Source organism: Rhodanobacter sp. OK091 (genome assembly GCF_900142825.1).
In the GTDB taxonomy this organism is placed as follows: Bacteria; Pseudomonadota; Gammaproteobacteria; order Xanthomonadales; family Rhodanobacteraceae; genus Rhodanobacter.
Window position 1 is genome coordinate 194,943 of the sequence record NZ_FRCH01000003.1, and the last position, 19,528, is coordinate 214,470.

Sequence of the window (19,528 nt, forward strand, 5' to 3'; positions counted from 1 at the left end):
CTCGCATAGTTTGGATCGCAGGGTTGCGCTAGCTACGGAGCGCGCTTACCGTCGCGGTTCTGACTACCCAAGGAAACTCCCATGAAACCTCTGTTTGCCGCGCTGCTGCTCGCGCTGGTGGCTGCACCCGCGATGGCGGGCGACGTCGTGGACACCACTTTCGTCAAGACCGAGGGGGTGCATGCGTTCAATGTGCGCGATCTGGTGATGATGGATCGGGTCAGTGATCCGCAGCTGTCGCCGGATGGGCGTTATGCGGCGTTTGGCGTGCGCAGCACGGATTACGCGGCGAACAAGGGTGTCAACGCGGTGTATGTGTTGGACTTGAGCAAGGACGGTCAGCCGGTGAAGGTGGTGGACAAGGGGAGTTCGGCGCGCTGGTCGGCGGACGGGCGCAGCCTGTATTTCGTGGCGCCGGCCAAGGGTGTGGCGCAGTTGTGGCGGGTGGATCTGGGCGGCAAGAGCGGTATGGATCTCGCCAAGCACGTTCCTGCTGTACAGGTGAGTCATTCCTTGCTGGATCTTGGTGGCTACAAGCTGTCGCCGGATGGCAAGCAGGTGCTGTTGTCGTACGAGGTGTTTACCGACTGCACTACTTTGGTGTGCACTCAGCAACGCGTCGCGGCGCGCGACAAGGACAAGGCCAGCGGCACGCTGTACAGCAAGCTGTTCGTGCGGCACTGGGATACTTGGGCCAATGGCCGGCGCAACCAGCTGTTCGTGGCAAGCTTCGATGGCAAGGGGCAGCTGGCGGCCGAGCCGAAGCTGTTGAGTCGCGCCATCGACGGCGACGTGCCGAGCAAGCCGTTTGGCGACGAGAGCGAGTTCAGCTTTGCGCCGGACGGCAAGCGCGTGTATTTCGACGTGCGCATTGCCGGCACCACCGAGCCGTGGTCGACCAACTTCGACGTGTACAGCGTGCCGGTGGACGGTTCGACTGCGCCGAAGAACCTCACTGCCGACAACAAGGCGTGGGATGCATTTCCGGTGGCGTCGCCGGACGGCAAGACGCTGTACTACTTGGCGATGAAGACCCCGGGTTTCGAGGCCGACCGTTTCGCGATCATGGCGCTGGATCTGGCCAGTGGCACGAAACACGAGGTGGCTCCGAAGTGGGATCGCTCGCCGGGTGGCCTGTCGATTTCCGCCGACGGCAAGACTTTGTATGCCACCGCCGATGACGAGGGCCAGCACCCGCTGTTCGCGATCGATGTGGCCAACGGCGAGGTGAGCCGGTTAAGCGGGGAAGGTGCGGTGGGCGGCTATTCGATGGCCGCCGGCAAACTGCTGCTGACGCGTGATGATCTGAAGCGCCCGGCCGACGTCTACACGCTTGATATGAGCCAGGCCACTACCGATGGCAGCGCGCTGAAGCAGGTCACGCATTACAACGCGGAGACTCTGAAGAACGCGAAGGTCGGCGATTTCGAGTTCTTCAACTTCAAGGGCGCGAACAACGAGACCGTGCTGGGCTATGTGGTCATGCCGGTCGACTACCAGCCGGGCAAGACCTATCCGGTCGCGTTCATCATCCACGGCGGCCCGCAGGGCGCGATGGACAACGGCTGGAGCTATCGCTGGAATCCGCAGACTTATGCCGGCCAGGGCTTTGCGGTGGTGACGGTGAATTTCCATGGCTCTACCGGTTACGGCCAGGCGTTCACCGATGCGATTTCAGGGGACTGGGGCGGCAAGCCGCTTGAGGATCTGAAGCTGGGCTGGAAGGCTGCACTGAACAAGTACAGCTTCCTCGACGGTGATCGCGCCTGCGCGCTGGGCGCCAGCTATGGCGGCTACATGACCTATTGGATTGCCGGTGTGTGGAACCAGCCGTGGAAGTGCCTGATCGATCACGACGGCGTGTTCGATACGCGCGCGATGTATTACGACACCGAGGAGTTGTGGTTCGAGGAGCGCGAGAACGGCGGCACCCAGTACGAGCACCCGGAGAACTACGAGAAGTTCAACCCGCTCAACCACGTCAAGGACTGGCGCGTACCGATGCTGGTAGTGCACAGCGGCAACGATTTCCGCATCCCGATCACCCAGGGCCTTGGGGCATTTACCGCCATGCAGCGCCGCGGTATCCCCAGCCAGTTCTTGACCTTCCCGGACGAAAACCACTGGGTGCTGAAACCGCACAACAGCGTGCAGTGGCATGACGCGGTCAACGCATGGTTGAAGCAGTGGACGGCCAAGGATGCGTCGAAAGCGGCGTTGCACTGATTCGCCAGTGCGATGGAAACGGCGGCCTTCGGGCCGCCGTTCTTGTTTTGTGGTGAGAGCGCACTCCGCGCGCGATCATTCTTGCAAGATGTAGCAAGAGCATCGCGCACAGGGTGCGCTCCTACGATGGGTTCACAACCACTTCGCCCGCTTGAGCGCGAGGTAAATGGTGCCGACCACGCAGGCGACTACCGTGATGATGGCGGGGTAGGCCCAGGGCTGGCTGAGCTCGGGCATGTGAGTGAAGTTCATGCCGTACCAGCTGGTGAACAAGGTGGGCACGGCGAGCATCGCGGCGTAGCCAGCGAGCTTTTTCATCACCTCGTTCTGGCCCAGGGTGACCAGCGAGAGGTTGACGTTGATCGCGGCGTTGAGCATCTCGCGCATTGCGCTGATCGCCTCGTTGACCCGGAACACATGGTCGTAGACGTCGCTGAAATACGCGCGCAGCTCGTCCGGAATCATCTTGGGATGCAGCTTCACCAGCTGGCTGATCACATCCTGCAATGGCGCCACTGCGAGGCGCAGTGTCATCAGGTCGCGCTGCATGTCGTACAGCCGCCGCACTGTTCCCCGGTTGAACGTGTCGACGAAAATGTCTTGCTCCAGCTTCTGCAGTTCCTCGCGGAAGTCGCGCACGATCGGCAGCAGGTTGTCGACGATGAAGTCGAGCACGCCATACAGTGCATAGCTTGGGCCCAGCGCGAGCATGTGCGGCGCATGCTCGCAGTCACGCCGCGCAGGTGCATAGGACAGTGAGGCGCCGTGTCGCACGGTGACCAGGTAACGCTGGCCGAGAAAGATGTGCGTCTCGCCGAACGCCAGCCGGGTGTTGATCAGCTGCGCGGTCTGCACGACCAGGAACAGCGAGTCGCCGTAAGCATCGATCTTGGTGCGCTGGTGGGCGTTGTGCGCATCCTCGATGGCCAGATCGTGCAGCCCGAATTCCTCCTGCAGCTTCATCAGCAGCGCTTCATCAGGCTCGTGCAAGCCGACCCACACGAAGGTGTCCGGCTGTGCCAGCACCTCGCTGATGGTGTCGAGGGTGATCTCGCCAATCCGGCTACCGTCGTTCCGGTAGGCGACGCAGTTGACCACCATCGGCTGGTCGGCGGTCGACAGTGCGGTCGGTGATGGCGGGGTGATCAGGTTCATGCGCGCATCATGCCCCGCCGCGGAAGACGGGGCAATTACACATCGCCGGAGCTTACCGGTTCCGGCGCAGACTCCAGGCCAGCGCCAGCCAGCACGGCAGCGCGAACAACAGCCACGGCTGGTTCTGCTGCACGGTGCCGGGTAGCAGGTGCAGCAGTACGGCGACCATGCTGGCGAGCAGTTGCAGCGCGATCACGCCGTCCATGAAGCGCGAAGCGGCGAGGCCGCGGCGCGATCGCCACAGTGTCGGCAGCAGCAGGAATGCAAGCGGGTTGAACAGCAGCAAGTTGGCGTTGTTCCATGCCGAGTGATGAGTGGTCAGCGTCCACAGCGTCAGCAAGACCAGGCCGATGATGCCGGCGCAGAGCAGATACAGCGTGCCCAGCAGCACATGGCCGATGGGCCACCAGCGCCGCGTCAGCACGATGAGCGCGCCAAGCGACAGGCCGGCCAACCCCAGCGGCAGCCGCAGGTCCGGTGCGGCTGCCGGCGGCACGTCCAGCCGATTCGGCGAGACGAGTTGTTCGCTCTGCAACAGCGGTTGCAGGCCGCCATGGCCATTGTCGATGCGCACCTCGCGCAACTGCAGCTGCAGTACTTCGGGCAGGAAACTTTCCTGCCACGCGCTGAGAGGCTGATCGGCATACGGGCCCAGGCCCAGATCCATCACCAGCATCAGCCATGTCTGTGCGCTCATCAGGCGGGCGGTCTGCTGGCGGAAGGTCATGCCGCCGGCACGTGCGCCGAGCTGGGTCTTCAGCACGCCGCCGAGCGCGTTGTTCAGCGCGTCCCGCACACGGGTGGTGCAGTTGTCGACGTAGTAGTCGTAGTTGTAGCCGGCATTTTCCGGGCGCAGGTTCCACAACAGGAAATCGCGCAGTGCGCCGGCCTGCTCGACTGTCATCGCCAATGACTGGCGGGTGACCGAACGACCGGCTTCGACGTAGTAGCTCTCGTCGAGGTTGCTGGGTGCCGCGTCCATCAGATAGTGCATGCGGCCGCGGGCGAAGTTGAGAAAGAAATTCGCTTCGTTGAAATCGAACACGCCGTAGTTGAAGCTGATCGCTTCGCCCGATGCGCTGTCGCGCAGCTCGATGGCATCGTGGCCGAAGCGCTCCCAGTAGGTTTCACCGGGGCCGTAGGTGATCAACGATACCTGGAGATTGGCGCCTGGCGCGTTGGCCACGCTGGCGCGGGCGGAAGACGCGCAGAGCAGCCATGCCATGGCGATAAGAAGCGCGAAGCCGATGTGCCGCATGCGTATGACCTTGCTGTGGGAGCGACTTCAGTCGCGATGCTCTTGATCTTTCGGTGGCGATAAGTCTGCAAGAGCATCGCGACTGAAGTCGCTCCCACAGTCCAACGAAGCAGTGATGCAGTCGTCAATGCCTATTGCCGCGCTACGCGGAACTGCTGCACGCGACGGTCATCAGCTTCGGTGACGTGGAACAGATACTCGCCGATGCCGACCTCTTCGCCGACCTCGGGCAGGTGGCCGAATTCGGAAGTGACCATGCCGCCGACGGTGTCGTATTCCTCGTCGGAGAATTCGGCGCCGGTCTGTTCGTTGAAATCCTCGATCGGGGTCAGCGCGCTGACCAGCCAGCCGCCGCCGGGCTGTTCGTGCATCAGCTTGGGCTCTTCCTCGTCGTCGTGCTCGTCGTCGATCTCGCCGACGATCTCTTCGAGCACGTCTTCGATCGTGATCAGGCCGGCGACGCCGCCGTATTCGTTGACCACTAGCGCCATGTGATTGCGCGACCGACGGAACTCCTCCAGCAGCACATTCAGGCGCATCGATTCGGGAATCAGCACGGCCGGGCGCAGGATCGCGCGGATGTCGAAATGCTCCGCAGCGCCGAAGAACTTCAGCAAATCCTTGGCCAGCAGGATGCCGAGGATCTCGTCCTTGTCGTCGCCGTGTACGGGGAAGCGCGAGTGGCCCGATTCGACGGTTGCGGCAAGAATGTCGGGTAGCGGCGACTCGGCCGCGATCATCACGATCTGCGCGCGCGGCACCATCACGTCGTCCACGCTCAGTTCGGTGACCTTGATCGCACCCTCGACCATGGTGAGGGTGTCGACGGACAACAGTCCGTTGGTCTGGGCGGAGCGCAACTCCTCGATCAGTTCGCTGCGGTTGCGTGGCTCGCCGGAAAACATGTGGCCCAGCCGGTCCCACCAGGTGCGGTGTGCCGGGCCGCTGGTACTGCCAGGGTCGTCGTTCATCACTCGTTTGAATGCAGCCCATGACCGGGCGGAAGGCCGATTCTAGCCGAAAAATCGTGACGGTTCAGAGCACAAGCTCGAATCCGGCCCCCGCGTCGCGCGTGATTTTGCAGGGCCGTCAGGGCAGGAGGCGCTGTCAGGCGTATGGGTCGGCGATGCCGAGGCCGGCGAGGATGCGGGTCTCCAGCGCTTCCATCGCTACGGCTTCGCCGTCCTCGATATGGTCGTAGCCGAGCAGATGCAGCACGCCGTGAATGGTGAGATGGGCCCAGTGATCGCGGGGCAATTTATGTTGCTCGGCGGCTTCGCGAAGCACCACCGGCGCGCAGATCGCCAGGTCGCCGATCAGCGGTAGCGCTACGCCGGGCGGCCATTCGGCGGGAAACGACAGCACGTTGGTGGCGTAATCCTTGCCGCGATAGTCGCGGTTGAGCGCACGGCCTTCGTCGGCATCGACGATGCGGATCGCCAGCTCCGCCGGTTTCCGGCGTTTGGCGCCGTGCAGCGCCGCTTCGACCCACTGTCGGAAGCTGGCCGCCGAGGGCAGGCCAGCCCGGGCAACGGCGTAACCGACGTGAAGGGTGGCATTTTTCTGTGGGATGCCCTTGTGGTCAGGAGCAGCGTCGCGCCGGCTCATGGAGCACCCTCTTCCTTTTGCTCGAACGCCTCGTAGGCGCGCACGATCTTCGCCACCAGCGGGTGGCGCACCACGTCGCGTGAGGTGAAAAACGTGAAACTGATGCCGCTGACGTCGCGCAGCACTTCCACCGCCTGACGCAGGCCGGAACGGGTGTTGCGCGGAAGGTCGACCTGGGTGACGTCGCCGGTGATCACCGCGACCGTGCCGAAGCCGATTCGTGTCAGGAACATCTTCATCTGCTCGACCGTGGTGTTCTGCGCTTCGTCGAGGATCACGTAGGAGTCGTTGAGCGTACGGCCACGCATATACGCCAGCGGCGCGATCTCGATCACGTTGCGCTCGATCAGTTTGGCCACCTTCTCGAAGCCCAGCATTTCGTACAGCGCGTCGTACAGAGGGCGCAGGTAGGGATCGACTTTCTGCGACAGGTCGCCAGGCAGGAACCCGAGTTTTTCGCCGGCCTCGACCGCCGGGCGCACCAGCAGCAGACGCTGCACGCGGTTCGCTTCGAGCGCCTCGACTGCGCTGGCCACGGCCAGGTAGGTCTTGCCGGTGCCGGCAGGACCCACGCCGAAATTGATGTCGTGGCTGGCGATCGCATGCAGGTAGCGCGCCTGGTTCGCGCCGCGGCCCTTGATCACGCCGCGCTTGACCCGGATCGCCACCTCTTGGGTACCTTCAGCCGATGGCTCGGTGATCGCGTCGATGCCGGACTCGGCCAGGTGCAGGTTGATCCGTGCGCCGGTCAGGGATTCGTCTTCGGTGGTGGCGTATAGCGAGCGCAGCACTTTTTCGGCAGCCCGGGCCGAGGCGTCTTCGCCGATGATCTGGAAAATGCTGCCGCGATGGTTGATCTCCACGCCGAGGCGCAGTTCGATCTGGCGCAGGTGCTCGTCGAACGCCCCGCACAGGTTGGCGAGGCGGGCATTGTCTTCGGGGTCGAGGATGAAGTCGCGCTGGTTGAGTTTGCTCATAGACGCGGCAGAGTAGCGCGGTGCTGGTGGAAGAGCCATGACGACGCGTTTCATCTACAGAACCAACACTGCATTTGCGCATAATTAATTTATGCATTAATTTACGTGCATGATCGCTCCTGCCAAACGTGCAGCACCCAGGCGCAAGCGTCGCGCCGGACGTCCGAGCGGCGAAGACCTGGACTTGCGCGCGCATCTGCTGGATGTCGCGATAGCGCAGTTTTCGCGCGTGGGCATTGCGGCAACCTCGCTGCGGGCGATCGCGGTCGAGGCCAACGTGACGCCGGCCATGCTGCATTACTACTTTGGCGACAAGGCCCGGCTAGTGCAGGCTTTGATCGAAGAACGGTTGCTGCCGGCGGTGACGCCGATGCGTGCGCACCTCGAGCGCATCGGCGACGATCCGGCGGTGCTGATCGAGGGTTTCGTGCGCGGAATCGGTGCAGTCGTGGCGAATCATCCGTGGCTGCCGCCGCTGTGGGTGCGCGAGGTACTCTGCGAAGGCGGCGCGTTGCGCGAAGTGCTGTTCAACCAGGCCATCCCGAATCTGCCGCAGTTGCTGGCGCAGCGCTTCAGCCAGGCGCAGGCGGATGGACGTCTGAATGCGGATCTGGATCCGCGCCTGCTGGTCGTCTCGCTGGTCGGACTGACCCTGTTTCCCGCCGCCGGAGCACCCATCTGGCAGCGCATGTTCGGAGCCGAAGGCCTGGGCGCCGACGTCATGCTCAAACACACTCTCGCGCTGCTCGATCGCGGCGCGGTTGCAGCAGGATCGGGAGAAGCCGCATGAACATGGCACGCAGAGGCCGCCATTTATCGGCCACGATTCTGTTCACGCTCGCCGCCCTTTATGGTTGCGCGAAGAAGCCACCGCAGGCCCTGGGCACCCTCGAATACGATCGGATAACCATGCCGGCGCCGGTCGCCGAACGCATCGTCGCGATCGACGTACGCGAGGGCGAACAGGTCAAGGCGGGGCAGGCGCTGATGCAACTGGATCCCACGCATACCCAGTCCGAACTGGCCGCCGCCGAAGCGCAGGCGCGGCAACAACGCGGCGTGCTGGCCGAACTCGAGAACGGGCCGCGCAACGAGGACATCGACAAGGCGCGGGCGAACCTGCGCGCGGCCCAGGCACAAGCGCGCGAAGCGCGTGCCTATTACAACCGCCTGCTTCCGCTGCAGGGAAAAGACTATGTCGCCGCCGCCGATCTCGATCGCGCCCGCGCCGCGGCGGGCGACGCCGACGGCCAGGTGGCCGCGGCGCAGGCCGCGCTCGACGAGCTGCTGCATGGCACGCGTCCGGAGCAGATCGCGCAGGCACAGGCAGGGTTGGCGGCGGCGACCGCACAAGCCAGCGCCCAGCAGATCTTGTTGGGCAAGCTGAGCATCGTGGCGCCGCTTGCCGGGCGGATCGACAACATCCCGTACAAGCTCGGCGATCAGGCGCCGGTCGGCGCGCCGGTGGTGATCCTGCTGGCTGGCGTAGCGCCGTATGCGCGCATCTACGTGCCCGAGCAGCAGCGTGCCGACGTGCATGTGGGGGATACGATGCAGGTGTTCGTAGCCGGTCGCGACAAGCCGTATGCGGGCAAGGTGCGCATGCTGCGCAGCGAACCCGCGTTCACTCCGTATTACGCCTTGATCGGCGACGACGCGGCGCGGTTGAGCTATCTGGCGGAAATCACGCTAGGCCCGGATGCGGCGGATATGCCCGCAGGATTGCCAGTGCGCGTCGAGTTCGCCGGACCCCCGAAGTGACGGCCCAGCCCCACACCGGCGGTACGACCGATGGCGATGGCGTTGCGATCCGCGCGAGCGGGCTGACCAAGCGTTTCGGCAAGCTGGCTGCGGTGGATCATGTCGACCTCGAAGTGCCGGCCCGGCACGTCTACGGCTTCCTCGGCCCGAACGGTTCGGGCAAGTCGACCACGATCCGCATGCTGTGCGGCCTGCTGACACCGACCGAAGGCGAGATCGAGGTGCTCGGCCTGCGCATCCCGGCGCAAGCCGACGAACTGCGTTCGCATATCGGCTACATGACACAGAAGTTCTCGCTGTTCGAGGACCTCACGGTGCGCGAGAACCTGGAGTTCCTCGCCGCGATCCAGGGCGTGCCGAAGGCGAAGACGAAAAGCCGCATCGACGAGCTGGTCGAGCAATACCATTTCGGCGACCTGCAGAAGCAGCTCGCCGGCACCATGAGCGGCGGCCAGAAGCAGCGGCTGGGGTTGGCCTGCGCGGTGATCCACGAACCGGAGCTGTTGTTTCTCGACGAGCCGACCAGCGCGGTCGATCCGGAATCGCGCCGCGACTTCTGGGAAAAGCTTTTCGAGCTGGCCGACGTCGGCACCACTTTGCTGGTGTCCACCCACTTGATGGACGAAGCCGAGCGATGCCATCGGCTGGCGATTCTCGATCGCGGCACGCTGGTCGCCGATGGAACGCCGGACGAACTGATGGCAAAGCTGAAGGGGCGCACGTTCCTGGTCGAGACCGCCGATCCCCGTCGCGCGCAACATGTGCTGGTCGACGTGCCGGGAGTGCTCGGCGTGGCCCAGGTCGGCAACACCTTGCGCGTGCTGACCGCCGACGATGGCGGCGAGGCGACCCAGCGCATGGACAAGGCGCTCGCCGACGCTGGCCAGAAGGGCGAAGTCATGCCGGCGCCGCCGAATCTCGAGGACGTGTTCGTCGCCGCCACACGCAACGGCGACGCAAAGGACGACCGCAGGGAGCATGCGGCATGAACTGGCGCCGGCTGTGGGCGATCGTGATCAAGGAGCTGCGCCAGTTGGGCCGCGACCGCATCACGCTGGCGATGATCGTGGGCATACCGGTGATCCAGCTGGTGTTGTTCGGTTATGCAATCAATCTGAACTTGCGCGGGCTCGATGCCGGTATCGCGGACCAGGCCAACACCGCCGGTTCGCGCGCGCTGGTGATGGACATGCTGGCGACCGGCGTGGTCACGCCCGTGGCCAGGGCAGACACGCCGCAGCAACTGATGACGATGATACGGCGTGGCCGGATCAGCATCGGCATTGCGGTACCGCCGGACTTCGAGCGACGCCGCATCGACGGTCGCGAGCTGGCGCAGGTGCTGGTCGACGGCAGCGACACGACGGTGCAGGGCGCCGCCGCGCAGCTCGCGCAGGTGCCGATCGACAGCGCGGTTCCGGACACGCGGGCGCCGATGACCAGCACGCCCCCCGGCGCGCGCATCAGCGTGGTCAGTTTCTACAACCCGCAACGGCAGTCGGCGATCAACATCGTGCCTGGACTGATCGGCGTGATCCTGACCATGACGATGGTGCTGTTCACCGCGATCGCGATCGTGCGCGAACGCGAGCGCGGCAACATGGAGCTGCTGATCGCCACGCCGCTGACCAGTACCGAACTGATGGTCGGCAAGGTGCTGCCTTATGTGGCGATCGGTCTGGTGCAGACCAGTGTCATCCTGGTATTGGGCATGTGGTTGTTCGACGTGCCGATCCGCGGCAACGTGTTCGACGTGTATCTGGCGGCGGGTCTGCTGATCCTCGGCAATCTCTCGCTTGGCCTGCTGATATCGACGCAGGCGCGGTCGCAGTTCCAGGCGATGCAGATGACGTTCTTCGTGTTCCTGCCATCGATCCTGCTGTCGGGTTTCATGTTTCCGTTCGCGGGCATGCCGAAAGTAGTGCAGTGGATTGCCGAGGTGTTGCCGTTGACGCATTTCCTGCGCCTGATCCGCGGCGTGATGTTGCGCGGCGCAGGCCTGTGGGAGATGTGGATCGACGTGCTGGCGCTGGCAGCGTTCACGCTGATGATGATGACCCTGGCCATCCTGCGCTTCCGCAAGCGGCTGGACTGACGCTGGCGCCTGTGCAGGAGCGAGCTTCTGTGGGAGCGACTTCAGTCGCGATAGCTCTTTTTCGAAAACATCAGGCCATCGCGACTGAAGTCGCTCCCACAGGGATTTGACGCTGCTCAGGCGGCTTGTTCTTCCGCGAGCTTCACGCGGCCGCGCAGCGAGTTGCTCATCGCCTCGGTGATTTCCACGTCGACGAATTGGCCGATCAGACGCGGGTGGCCTGGAAAATTGACGAAGCGCATGTTCTCGGTGCGGCCGGTCAGTTCGCTCGGATGGCGCGTGCTTGGCTTTTCTACCAGCACACGCTGCACGCTGCCGATCATCGCCTGGCTGATCTTCTTCGCATTCGCGTTGATGGCCGCCTGCAGTCGCGTCAATCGAGCATGCTTCTCGCTCGCCGGGGTGTCGTCGGCGAGGTTTGCCGCCGGCGTGCCGGGGCGGGAGGAGAAGATGAAAGAGAAGCTCTGGTCGAAGCCGATATCGTCGATCAGCTTCATGGTCTTCTCGAAATCCTCGTCCGTCTCGCCGGGAAAGCCGACGATGAAGTCCGACGATACGCAGATGTCTGGCCGTACCGCGCGCAGCTTGCGGATCTTCTGCTTGAATTCCAATGCCGTGTAGCCGCGTTTCATCGCACTGAGGATGCGGTCGGAACCGGCCTGCACCGGCAGGTGCAGGTAGTTGGCCAGCTGCGGCACGTTCGCGTAGGCCTCGATCAGCGAGTCGGAGAATTCCAGCGGATGCGAGGTGGTGAAGCGGATGCGGCCGATGCCGTCGATCTGCGCGATCGCGTGGATCAGCACGGCGAGATCCGCGATGCCGCCGTCGTGGGTGGGGCCGCGGTAGGCGTTGACGTTCTGGCCGAGCAGGTTGACCTCGCGTACACCCTGGGCGGCGAGCTTGGCGATTTCGACCAGCACATCGTCGAACGGGCGGCTGAGTTCCTCGCCGCGGGTGTACGGCACCACGCAATAGCTGCAGTACTTCGAGCAGCCTTCCATGATCGAGACGAACGCGGTCGGACCCTCGGCGCGCGGTTCGGGCAGCCGGTCGAACTTCTCGATCTCGGGGAAGCTGATGTCCACCTGCGGCAGACCGCTGGCGCGCTGCTTCTCGATCAATTCGGGCAGGCGGTGCAGTGTCTGCGGCCCGAATACCAGGTCGACGTAGGGGGCTCGCTTGACGATCGCTTCACCCTCCTGCGACGCCACGCAGCCGCCCACACCGATCAGCACCGGTTTGCCGTCCTTCTTGTGCTGCTTCCAGCGGCCAAGCTGGCTGAACACCTTTTCCTGGGCCTTCTCGCGGATCGAGCATGTATTGATCAGGATCACGTCGGCCTCGGCTTCGTCCTGGGTCAGCTCCATGCCGTGCGACGCCTTGAGCACGTCGGCCATCTTGGCCGAGTCGTACTCGTTCATCTGGCAGCCGTGGGTCTTGATGAAGAGTTTGCCGCTCATGGCGTCGATACCGTGGTTCGTGAAGCAGGAAGTGCAATTTGCCGAACCGCATAGCTTACCCGCGTAACCACGGCCTCGCCAGCTGATCAGCATGGCGGATCAAGCACTTGCATCGGTTGGGACGGTGCATTCAGCGCGGCAGGTGCCATACGGCAGGCTGGGAGCGGTCGTGGCGCACGAAATCGCCAGCGCACACTTGGCGTTGGCGGCGCTTGGCGGCACACTGCGGCCCATGTTCGACGTCGCACGGCATGGGGGAAGCGTCGATCTGCCTTTCGGGAGCTTCCCATTACGATCGATCCTGTCCGGGGTCGTGCTGGGCTGTGCGCTGTTGTGGGGGCCGGTCGTCCGGGCCGGCACGCTTTACCAGTGCATCGGCTCCAGTGGCGAAACGGTGTTCAGCAGCAGCAAGGCCGGTTATCACGGCTGCAAGGCGATCAGCAGCTATGCGGCGCCCGCTCCGCATCATCAGGCACTAGTGCCGCCGCCGTCCGCACGGATTGCGCTGACGGGAGTCAGCGGTTCGGTGACGACCACGGCGCATAGCCTTTACGCGGATGGCGTCGGGGCGGCCTCGCTGGTCAATGTGCAGGGTTCGGCCGAAACCGGCGCGCGCGAACTCGGCGGGGCGAAGGTGCAGCGTGCCTCGCTGGCGGCGGTGCAAGGTTCGGTCGAGACCACTGCGAAACCTCCGCTGACGGCAACCATCGCGGGTACGCCAGGCCGATGGAACTATCACGAATCGCGCGGTGCCGAAGCGCCGTTGGCGGCGGTCGCGGATGCCCCGGACACGCGAGTCTTGCGCGGGGCGGTGTATCGCATCGTGCGAGCGGACGGCAGTGTGGAATACACCAACCTGCGCCCGGCCGGACAGAAAGACCATACCGTGACGATGTTGTTTACCTACATCGCCAGTTGTGTCGCCTGCGATCTCCACTCGACGATTCGCTGGGGCAGCGTGTCGCTCAACCTCACCGCGTATGCGGACACGATTCGCGCCGCCGGCATCGAGTACGGCGTCGACGAGGCCTTCCTGCGCGCGATCATCCACGCCGAGAGTGCGTTCAACCCGCGCGCGCTGTCGCTGAAGGGCGCGCAAGGGCTGATGCAGCTGATGCCGGGCACCGCCAGCGACATGGGCGTGCTGGATGCGTTCGACTCCGATCAGAACATTCGCGGCGGCGCGCGCTACCTGGGGTTGCTGTTGCATGATTTCGACGGCAACGAGCGGCTGGCCGCCGCTGCCTACAACGCGGGGCCCGGCGCGGTGCAGCGCTACAAGGGTGTGCCGCCTTACGCCGAAACGCAGGTGTATGTGGAACGGGTGGACACCTTGCGCAAACGCTACGGTGCGGCGATCCACCCGCCGCTGGCGTCGCGCGGACCCGGTTGAATCACTGGTCCGGCATGGGGCCGGCGCTCATCAGCGGCCGTTGCGCCAGGGTGATCTCTAGGTGGAACGGGTTGCCGTTGCGCAGGCCGGAGATATCTACCTTGCTGCCGGGCTTCAATGCAGCCTCGCGCCGGCGTAGGTCGGTCGGATCGCGAATGTCGTCACTGCCGATGCGCAACAGGATGTCGCGCGGCTGGATGCCGGCTTGCGCGGCCGGACCGCCGACGTATACGGCGGTGACCTGCGCGCCGCGCGCTGCCGATGGCAGCCCGCTGTCGGCAGCCACCGGCACGAACGTGTAGTCGGCGCCGATCCAGCCACGCACCACGTGGCCGGTGCTGATGATCTGATTCAGAACCTTGCTGGCGGTGGCGACCGGAATCGCAAAACCGATGCCTTCGGCACCGGCAGCCTTGCCGATCAGCAAGGTGTTGATGCCGACCAGCTGGCCCTCGGCATTGACCAGCGCGCCGCCGGAGTTGCCGAGATTGATGGCCGCGTCGGTCTGGATGAAATCTTCGGCGCTGGAACTGTTCAACTGGCGTCCGATCGCACTGACGATGCCCATCGTCACGGTCTGGTTGAGGCCGAGCGGATTGCCGATGGCCAGCACGACATCGCCGGGGCGCAACGCTTGCTGGTCGGCCATCCGGATCACCGGCAGGTTGCTGGCGTCGATCTTCAGCACCGCCAGGTCGGACTCCTCGTCCGCGCCGACCAGGGTGGCCTTGGCGATGCGGCCGTCGTACAACAGCACCTGGATGTCGGCGGCGTGGGCGATCACGTGGTTGTTGGTCAGCACATAGCCCTGGCCTTGCGCGCTGACGATGACGCCGGAGCCGAGCGTTTGCTCACGGTGCTGGTAGGTGGTGGGCTGGCCGCCGAACAGCTGCTGCAGCACCGGGTTCTCGTACATGCGCACGGCTTGCTCGGTGACGATCTTGTTGGCGTAGATGTTGACCACCGAGGGCGCCGCGGCGGCTACCGCGTCGGCATAGGAGACCGGGCCGTTGCCGACATGGCTCTGGCGGGCGGGCGGAGCGGATGGCGCAGTCAGGCCGAAGCGTGCGCGCAGGTGCTCGCCGCTGCCGGGCCAGAACAGGCCGATGACGAAGGCCACCGCCAGCCCGAGGACGGCGAAGCGCGCAATGAAGAGGAGCGTGCCGGCGGCATGTTTCATGTCGATAAGGAGTAAGTCCCGGCAGGTCGTGGTGAATGTCGCGGCAGATGGCGTTCGCCGCGATGGCGTTTATTGTACGGGGCGGGGCCTGACGCTACACTAACGCGATTTTTGCGGGGCCCCAAACCCCACCTCAGATATGACATTGCAAGTACCGGAGAGCCTGATGGCGAACGAAGTCGTCGATCACGGCCGCCGCCGTTTCCTGACAGCAACCACCGCGGTGGTTGGTGGTCTAGGAATCGTGTCGGCAGCTGTGCCCTTCATCAAGTCGTGGGAACCCAGCGCGCGCGCCAAGGCCGCTGGCGCTCCGGTTACCCAGTCGCTGGCCAAGATCGAGGCGGGTCAGATGCTGGCCGTGTCGTGGCGCAGCCTGCCGGTGTTCGTGATCAACCGCACCCCGGCGCAGCTGGCCACGCTGCCGGCAGTGGATTCGCGCCTGGTGGATCCGAAGTCCGACGGTGCTTCCGCCGCTCAGCAGCCGAAGTACGCGCAGAACGAGACGCGCTCGATCAAGCCGGAATGGCTGGTGATCGTCGGCATCTGCACGCACCTGGGTTGCGTGCCCAATTTCGTGCCGGAGATCAAACCCGAGCCGTTCGATCCGAACTGGAAGGGCGGCTTCTACTGCCCCTGCCATCATTCGCGCTATGACCTGGCCGGCCGCGTATTCAGCGGCGTGCCGGCGCCGAAGAACCTGGAGGTGCCGCCGTATCATTTCATCGACGACAAAACCATCCAGATTGGCGTGGATCCGAAGGAGGCTGGCTGATGGCCAACGTATTCACGAATATCGGTGACTGGGTCACCGAGCGCGCGCCGAACATGATGCCGGCGTACCGCAAGCACATGACCGAGTACTACGCGCCGAAGAATTTCAATCTCTGGTACTACTTCGGTTCGCTGGCACTGCTGGTGCTGGTCAACCAGATCGTCACCGGCATCTTCCTCACCATGAACTACAACCCGAGCGCAGCGGGCGCGTTCGACTCGGTGCAGTACATCATGCGTGACGTGGAGTGGGGCTGGCTGATCCGCTACATGCACTCCACCGGCGCGTCGCTGTTCTTCGTGGTGGTGTTCCTGCACATGTTCCGCGGCATGATGTACGGCTCATACAAGAAGCCGCGCGAGCTGGTGTGGCTGCTCGGCATGCTGATCTTCCTGGTGCTGATGGCCGAGGCATTCATGGGCTACGTGCTGCCGTGGGGCAACATGTCGTTCTGGGGCGCCAAGGTGATCGTGTCGCTGTTCGGCACCATTCCAGTGATCGGCGGCCAGCTGGTCGAGTGGATCATGGGCGACTTCCTGCCGGCCGATGCCACGTTGAACCGCTTCTTCGCGCTGCACGTGATCGCGTTGCCGATCGTGCTGCTGCTGCTGGTGGTGCTGCACATCGCCGCGCTGCATGAAGTGGGTTCGAACAATCCGGACGGCGTGGAGATCAAGAAGGGTCCCAAGGGCAATCGCTGGGACGCGCTGAAGCCGGCCGACGGCATTCCGTTCCATCCGTACTACACGGTGAAGGATCTGGTCGGCGTGGGCTTCTTCCTGCTGATCGCGGCCTTCATCATCTTCTTCGCACCGACCTTTGGTGGCTGGTTCCTCGAGCACGACAACTCGATCATGGCCAACAACCTGGTCACCCCGGCCGAGATCAAGCCGGTGTGGTACTTCACCCCGTTCTACGCGATCGTGCGAATGATCCCGTCGTTCGCGGGCACGGCCGTGTGGGGCGTGCTGGCGATGTTCGGCGCGATCGCCGTGCTGTTCCTGCTGCCCTGGTTCGATCGCGGCAAGGTCAAGTCGATCCGCCACCGGGGTACCGGTTACAAGGTGGCCCTGGGCTTGTTCGTGCTGTCGTTCTTCGGTCTCGGCGCGGTCGGTGCGGGCATCACCGCCGAAGTGATCCCGGAATGGTTCGGCGACGTCGACCTCACGACGTATGAAAACGCGTTCGGTCGCTTGATGACGCTGATCTACTTCGGCTTCTTTGCATTCCTTTGGGCCTATACACACTTCGGCTGGGAAAAGACCAAGCCGGTTCCGGAACGGGTGACGACGCATGACTAAGCGGCAGCTGCTAATGAAGCGATACATCTTCCCGGTGGCGTTGGCGTTCGGTCTGATCGTCGGCAGCGCGTCGGCGCAGGCAGCGGAGGAGGGCGGGCTGCTGCCCGCCGGCACCAATGTGCAGGACCAGGCTTCGCTGCAACGCGGTGCCAAGCTGTTCTTCAACTACTGCGTCGGTTGCCACTCGCTGAAGTACATGCGCTATTCGCGCATCGCCAGCGATCTGGGCCTGTCCGAACAGGAGGTCATGCAGAACCTCAACTTCACCGGCGCCCGCTTCGAGGATCCGGTGGTCTCGCATATGCCGGCCGATTTGGCCACCAAGTGGTTCGGCAAGGCTCCGCCTGATCTGTCGCTGGAGGTCAGCGCGAAGACTGCGGACTGGGTCTACACCTACCTCAACACGTTCTATCTGGATCCACACAGCCCGGTCGGCTGGAACAACACCACGCTGCCGAACGCCGCGATGCCGTTTCCGCTGTGGGAGCTGCAAGGCATGCAGACCGCGGAGATGAAACCGGCCAAGCCCGGTGAGGATCCGGCCGTGGAGAAGCTGGTGCTGTCGCAGCCGGGCAAGCTGACTCCGGCGCAATACCAGCAGGCCACCCGCGATCTGACCAGCTTCCTGGAATACGCTTCCGAACCGGTCGCCCTGGAGCGCCACCACTACGGCATCTGGGTGTTGTTGTTCCTGGCGTTCTTCACCTTGCTGGCCGCCATGCTCAAGAAAGAGTACTGGAAGGACGTCCACTGAGGCGGATGGCATTATCCCGATTGCGGCGGCCACGAGCCGCCGCAATCGTCTCACCGATGGGGAACCGCGCATGGTCCAAAGCGCTCGCTCGCGTACCGTACTGACGCTCTACACCACGGCCGATGACATTCAATGTCATCGTGCGCGGCTGGTGCTGGCCGCCAAAGGGGTCAGCTATGAACGAGTACTGGTGGACCCGGGCAAGCCGCCCGAGGACTTGATCGATCTCAATCCGTATGCCAGTACGCCGACCCTGATCGACCGGGACTTGACCTTGTTCGATACCACGGTGGTCTGCGAATACCTCGACGAGCGTTATCCGCATCCTCCGTTGATGCCGATCGATCCGCAATCGCGTGCACGCCTGCGGGTGGCGGCGGTGCGTATCGAGAAGGACTGGCTGCCCGAGGTGGATACGATCCGTGCTGGCGGCCGGCCTGCCGAGGCGGCGCGCAAGCGTCTGCGCGAGCAGCTGCTGTCCGCGCTGCCGCTGTTCAAGGCCTCGAAATTTTTTCTCAACCCGGAGATGAGCCTGGCCGACTGCCTGGTGGCGCCAGTGATCTGGCGGCTGCCGTGGCTGGGCGTGGATCTGGGGCGCGAAGGCAAGTCGATCGTCGATTACGGCGAGCGTTTGTTTCACAGTCAGGGTTTTGCGCGCAGCATGACCGATCAGGAAAAGGCGATGCGGCAAGTCCATGAGCACGAATGAAACAGCAACGATGAGTTCCAATCGCCCGTACCTGCTGCGGGCGATCTATGACTGGATCAGTGACAACAACTTGACGCCGTACGTGCTGGTCGACGCCGGCTTCGCCGGGGTGCGAGTGCCGCCGCAGGTGATCAAGAATGGCCAGGTGGTGCTCAACCTGGCGATGCGCGCGGTGGCGAACCTGGATCTAGGCAACGAGTGGATCAGCTTCCAGGCGCGCTTTTCCGGTGTCAGCCACAGCATCCAGATCCCGGTGCAGGCGGTGCTGGCGCTGTATGCGCAGGAAAACGGGCAAGGCATGATGTTTCCGGCGGACGAAGAGGGTGGCGATATGCCACCGCCGTCGGCACCCGAACCTGACGACACACGGCCCGCGCCAGCCGCCGACGCCAGCGACAAGCCGAAGCGCGGAGCGCCGCATTTGCGGGTGGTCAAGTAGCGCCTCGCCGAACCCAGGCAGCGCCTTGCGATCCCTCAATGCAGCCGATGGTCCGTTCGCGGATGCAGTGGCACGACGTTGCTGCCCGGTGCGGGCAATGCCTTGCCGGCGATCACGTCCTCGTGTGGCAACAGCTCGATCGTGGGCAGGCTCAGGCTGGTGAGTGCGTTGCCGATCATCCATAGCCGTCCCGGCTCGCGGTCATGGCCGTCGATGCTTACCTCGAAGCCGTAGCAGCGCTCGATCATGCGCAGTCCGTTGACGCGGCGCAGGCGCACGCCGCGCAGCCCGACGGTCTCATCCAGCAGTTGCAAACCGTGCTGCTGACATTGCCGTCGAGCCTCTTGCACGGCACGCTCGCGCGCCACGCTGAGCTTCAGCCACAGCCCGACGACGGCGCCGAGTGCCAGCAACAGCAGCAGATTGGAAAGGTCGCTCAT

General features: G+C 64.1%; 19 protein-coding genes. 11 read left to right on the plus strand and 8 right to left on the minus strand.

Annotated elements, in window-relative coordinates; translation table 11 throughout:
* Positions 1–81: 81 nt before the first annotated feature.
* Positions 82–2,226 (plus strand): dipeptidyl-peptidase 5, encoded by a 2,145-nt coding sequence (locus BUA26_RS15545; RefSeq protein ID WP_072761782.1) that lies wholly within the window; start codon positions 82–84, stop codon positions 2,224–2,226.
* Between the two features lie 132 nt (positions 2,227–2,358).
* Here BUA26_RS15545 and BUA26_RS15550 read toward each other — a convergent pair whose 3' ends face one another.
* From BUA26_RS15550 to BUA26_RS15570, 5 genes are all read right to left on the minus strand, one after another.
* The gene (locus BUA26_RS15550) at positions 2,359–3,381 is read right to left on the minus strand and encodes a magnesium and cobalt transport protein CorA (RefSeq protein WP_072761783.1); all 1,023 of its coding nucleotides are present in this window, start codon (positions 3,379–3,381) and stop codon (positions 2,359–2,361) included.
* Between the two features lie 52 nt (positions 3,382–3,433).
* Positions 3,434–4,606 carry a lipoprotein N-acyltransferase Lnb domain-containing protein gene (locus tag BUA26_RS15555; RefSeq protein ID WP_255368399.1) on the minus strand — a complete coding sequence of 391 codons (1,173 nt, stop codon included), beginning with the start codon at positions 4,604–4,606 and terminating at the stop codon, positions 3,434–3,436.
* A gap of 164 nt (positions 4,607–4,770) precedes the next feature.
* On the minus strand, positions 4,771–5,610 hold the full coding sequence (locus BUA26_RS15560) for an HlyC/CorC family transporter (RefSeq protein ID WP_072761785.1): 840 nt from the start codon (positions 5,608–5,610) through the stop codon (positions 4,771–4,773).
* 136 nt (positions 5,611–5,746) lie between these two features.
* The gene (gene ybeY / locus BUA26_RS15565; protein WP_072761786.1) at positions 5,747–6,247 is read right to left on the minus strand and encodes an rRNA maturation RNase YbeY; all 501 of its coding nucleotides are present in this window, start codon (positions 6,245–6,247) and stop codon (positions 5,747–5,749) included.
* On the minus strand, positions 6,244–7,224 hold the full coding sequence (locus tag BUA26_RS15570) for a PhoH family protein (protein WP_072761787.1): 981 nt from the start codon (positions 7,222–7,224) through the stop codon (positions 6,244–6,246). Before BUA26_RS15570 ends, ybeY begins: the two co-directional genes overlap by 4 nt.
* A gap of 109 nt (positions 7,225–7,333) precedes the next feature.
* Between BUA26_RS15570 and BUA26_RS15575 the strand changes: the two genes are divergently transcribed.
* Genes BUA26_RS15575 through BUA26_RS15590 form a run of 4 tightly spaced genes read left to right on the plus strand, consistent with a single transcriptional unit; the run spans position 7,334 to position 11,080 of the window.
* Positions 7,334–8,014, plus strand: a complete 681-nt coding sequence (locus tag BUA26_RS15575) for a TetR/AcrR family transcriptional regulator (protein WP_072761788.1) — start codon at positions 7,334–7,336, stop codon at positions 8,012–8,014.
* Positions 8,011–8,985, plus strand: a complete 975-nt coding sequence (locus BUA26_RS15580) for an HlyD family secretion protein (RefSeq protein ID WP_072761789.1) — start codon at positions 8,011–8,013, stop codon at positions 8,983–8,985. The genes BUA26_RS15575 and BUA26_RS15580 overlap by 4 nt, the downstream gene beginning before the upstream one ends.
* A gap of 47 nt (positions 8,986–9,032) precedes the next feature.
* Positions 9,033–9,974, plus strand: a complete 942-nt coding sequence (locus BUA26_RS15585) for an ABC transporter ATP-binding protein (RefSeq protein ID WP_072761978.1) — start codon at positions 9,033–9,035, stop codon at positions 9,972–9,974.
* Positions 9,971–11,080, plus strand: a complete 1,110-nt coding sequence (locus BUA26_RS15590) for an ABC transporter permease (protein ID WP_072761790.1) — start codon at positions 9,971–9,973, stop codon at positions 11,078–11,080. Before BUA26_RS15585 ends, BUA26_RS15590 begins: the two co-directional genes overlap by 4 nt.
* A 116-nt stretch (positions 11,081–11,196) precedes the next feature.
* Here BUA26_RS15590 and miaB read toward each other — a convergent pair whose 3' ends face one another.
* Entirely contained in the window at positions 11,197–12,540 is a 1,344-nt protein-coding gene (miaB, locus tag BUA26_RS15595) for a tRNA (N6-isopentenyl adenosine(37)-C2)-methylthiotransferase MiaB (protein WP_083573057.1), read from the minus strand.
* Between the two features lie 232 nt (positions 12,541–12,772).
* Between miaB and BUA26_RS15600 the strand changes: the two genes are divergently transcribed.
* Entirely contained in the window at positions 12,773–13,933 is a 1,161-nt protein-coding gene (locus BUA26_RS15600) for a lytic transglycosylase domain-containing protein (RefSeq protein WP_072761980.1), read from the plus strand.
* A 1-nt stretch (position 13,934) separates the two neighbouring features.
* Here BUA26_RS15600 and BUA26_RS15605 read toward each other — a convergent pair whose 3' ends face one another.
* On the minus strand, positions 13,935–15,113 hold the full coding sequence (locus BUA26_RS15605; protein WP_072761791.1) for a S1C family serine protease: 1,179 nt from the start codon (positions 15,111–15,113) through the stop codon (positions 13,935–13,937).
* A gap of 166 nt (positions 15,114–15,279) precedes the next feature.
* Between BUA26_RS15605 and petA the strand changes: the two genes are divergently transcribed.
* The 5 genes from petA (at position 15,280) to BUA26_RS15630 (ending at position 19,088) form a co-directional block, all read left to right on the plus strand.
* Positions 15,280–15,885 carry a ubiquinol-cytochrome c reductase iron-sulfur subunit gene (petA, locus tag BUA26_RS15610; RefSeq protein ID WP_072761792.1) on the plus strand — a complete coding sequence of 202 codons (606 nt, stop codon included), beginning with the start codon at positions 15,280–15,282 and terminating at the stop codon, positions 15,883–15,885.
* Entirely contained in the window at positions 15,885–17,186 is a 1,302-nt protein-coding gene (locus BUA26_RS15615; protein ID WP_072761793.1) for a cytochrome b, read from the plus strand. The genes petA and BUA26_RS15615 overlap by 1 nt, the downstream gene beginning before the upstream one ends.
* 13 nt (positions 17,187–17,199) lie before the next feature.
* Positions 17,200–17,940: a cytochrome c1 gene (locus BUA26_RS15620; protein ID WP_072761794.1), complete on the plus strand. Its 741-nt coding sequence runs from the start codon at positions 17,200–17,202 to the stop codon at positions 17,938–17,940.
* A 70-nt stretch (positions 17,941–18,010) separates the two neighbouring features.
* Positions 18,011–18,649: a glutathione S-transferase N-terminal domain-containing protein gene (locus tag BUA26_RS15625; RefSeq protein ID WP_072761795.1), complete on the plus strand. Its 639-nt coding sequence runs from the start codon at positions 18,011–18,013 to the stop codon at positions 18,647–18,649.
* A 10-nt stretch (positions 18,650–18,659) separates the two neighbouring features.
* The gene (locus BUA26_RS15630) at positions 18,660–19,088 is read left to right on the plus strand and encodes a ClpXP protease specificity-enhancing factor (protein ID WP_083573045.1); all 429 of its coding nucleotides are present in this window, start codon (positions 18,660–18,662) and stop codon (positions 19,086–19,088) included.
* Between the two features lie 35 nt (positions 19,089–19,123).
* On the opposite strand, the gene BUA26_RS15635 is transcribed toward BUA26_RS15630, so the two are convergent.
* Complete coding sequence (locus BUA26_RS15635) at positions 19,124–19,528, minus strand: DUF3301 domain-containing protein (protein ID WP_072761797.1); 405 nt, start codon at positions 19,526–19,528, stop codon at positions 19,124–19,126.

Excerpts from the sequence above, each read along its gene's own strand:
- BUA26_RS15600 (WP_072761980.1), top strand. The coding sequence starts at position 12,773 with ATGTTCGACGTCGCACGGCATGGGGGAAGCGTCGATCTGCCTTTCGGG.
- BUA26_RS15575 (WP_072761788.1), top strand. The coding sequence starts at position 7,334 with ATGATCGCTCCTGCCAAACGTGCAGCACCCAGGCGCAAGCGTCGCGCC.
- BUA26_RS15555 (WP_255368399.1), bottom strand. The coding sequence starts at position 4,606 with ATGGCATGGCTGCTCTGCGCGTCTTCCGCCCGCGCCAGCGTGGCCAAC.
- BUA26_RS15550 (WP_072761783.1), bottom strand. The coding sequence starts at position 3,381 with ATGAACCTGATCACCCCGCCATCACCGACCGCACTGTCGACCGCCGAC.
- BUA26_RS15620 (WP_072761794.1), top strand. The coding sequence starts at position 17,200 with ATGAAGCGATACATCTTCCCGGTGGCGTTGGCGTTCGGTCTGATCGTC.
- BUA26_RS15625 (WP_072761795.1), top strand. The coding sequence starts at position 18,011 with ATGGTCCAAAGCGCTCGCTCGCGTACCGTACTGACGCTCTACACCACG.
- ybeY (WP_072761786.1), bottom strand. The coding sequence starts at position 6,247 with ATGAGCCGGCGCGACGCTGCTCCTGACCACAAGGGCATCCCACAGAAA.
- miaB (WP_083573057.1), bottom strand. The coding sequence starts at position 12,540 with ATGAGCGGCAAACTCTTCATCAAGACCCACGGCTGCCAGATGAACGAG.
- BUA26_RS15605 (WP_072761791.1), bottom strand. The coding sequence starts at position 15,113 with ATGAAACATGCCGCCGGCACGCTCCTCTTCATTGCGCGCTTCGCCGTC.
- BUA26_RS15630 (WP_083573045.1), top strand. The coding sequence starts at position 18,660 with ATGAGTTCCAATCGCCCGTACCTGCTGCGGGCGATCTATGACTGGATC.
- BUA26_RS15560 (WP_072761785.1), bottom strand. The coding sequence starts at position 5,610 with ATGAACGACGACCCTGGCAGTACCAGCGGCCCGGCACACCGCACCTGG.
- BUA26_RS15570 (WP_072761787.1), bottom strand. The coding sequence starts at position 7,224 with ATGAGCAAACTCAACCAGCGCGACTTCATCCTCGACCCCGAAGACAAT.
- BUA26_RS15580 (WP_072761789.1), top strand. The coding sequence starts at position 8,011 with ATGAACATGGCACGCAGAGGCCGCCATTTATCGGCCACGATTCTGTTC.
- petA (WP_072761792.1), top strand. The coding sequence starts at position 15,280 with ATGGCGAACGAAGTCGTCGATCACGGCCGCCGCCGTTTCCTGACAGCA.
- BUA26_RS15635 (WP_072761797.1), bottom strand. The coding sequence starts at position 19,528 with ATGAGCGACCTTTCCAATCTGCTGCTGTTGCTGGCACTCGGCGCCGTC.
- BUA26_RS15615 (WP_072761793.1), top strand. The coding sequence starts at position 15,885 with ATGGCCAACGTATTCACGAATATCGGTGACTGGGTCACCGAGCGCGCG.
- BUA26_RS15590 (WP_072761790.1), top strand. The coding sequence starts at position 9,971 with ATGAACTGGCGCCGGCTGTGGGCGATCGTGATCAAGGAGCTGCGCCAG.
- BUA26_RS15545 (WP_072761782.1), top strand. The coding sequence starts at position 82 with ATGAAACCTCTGTTTGCCGCGCTGCTGCTCGCGCTGGTGGCTGCACCC.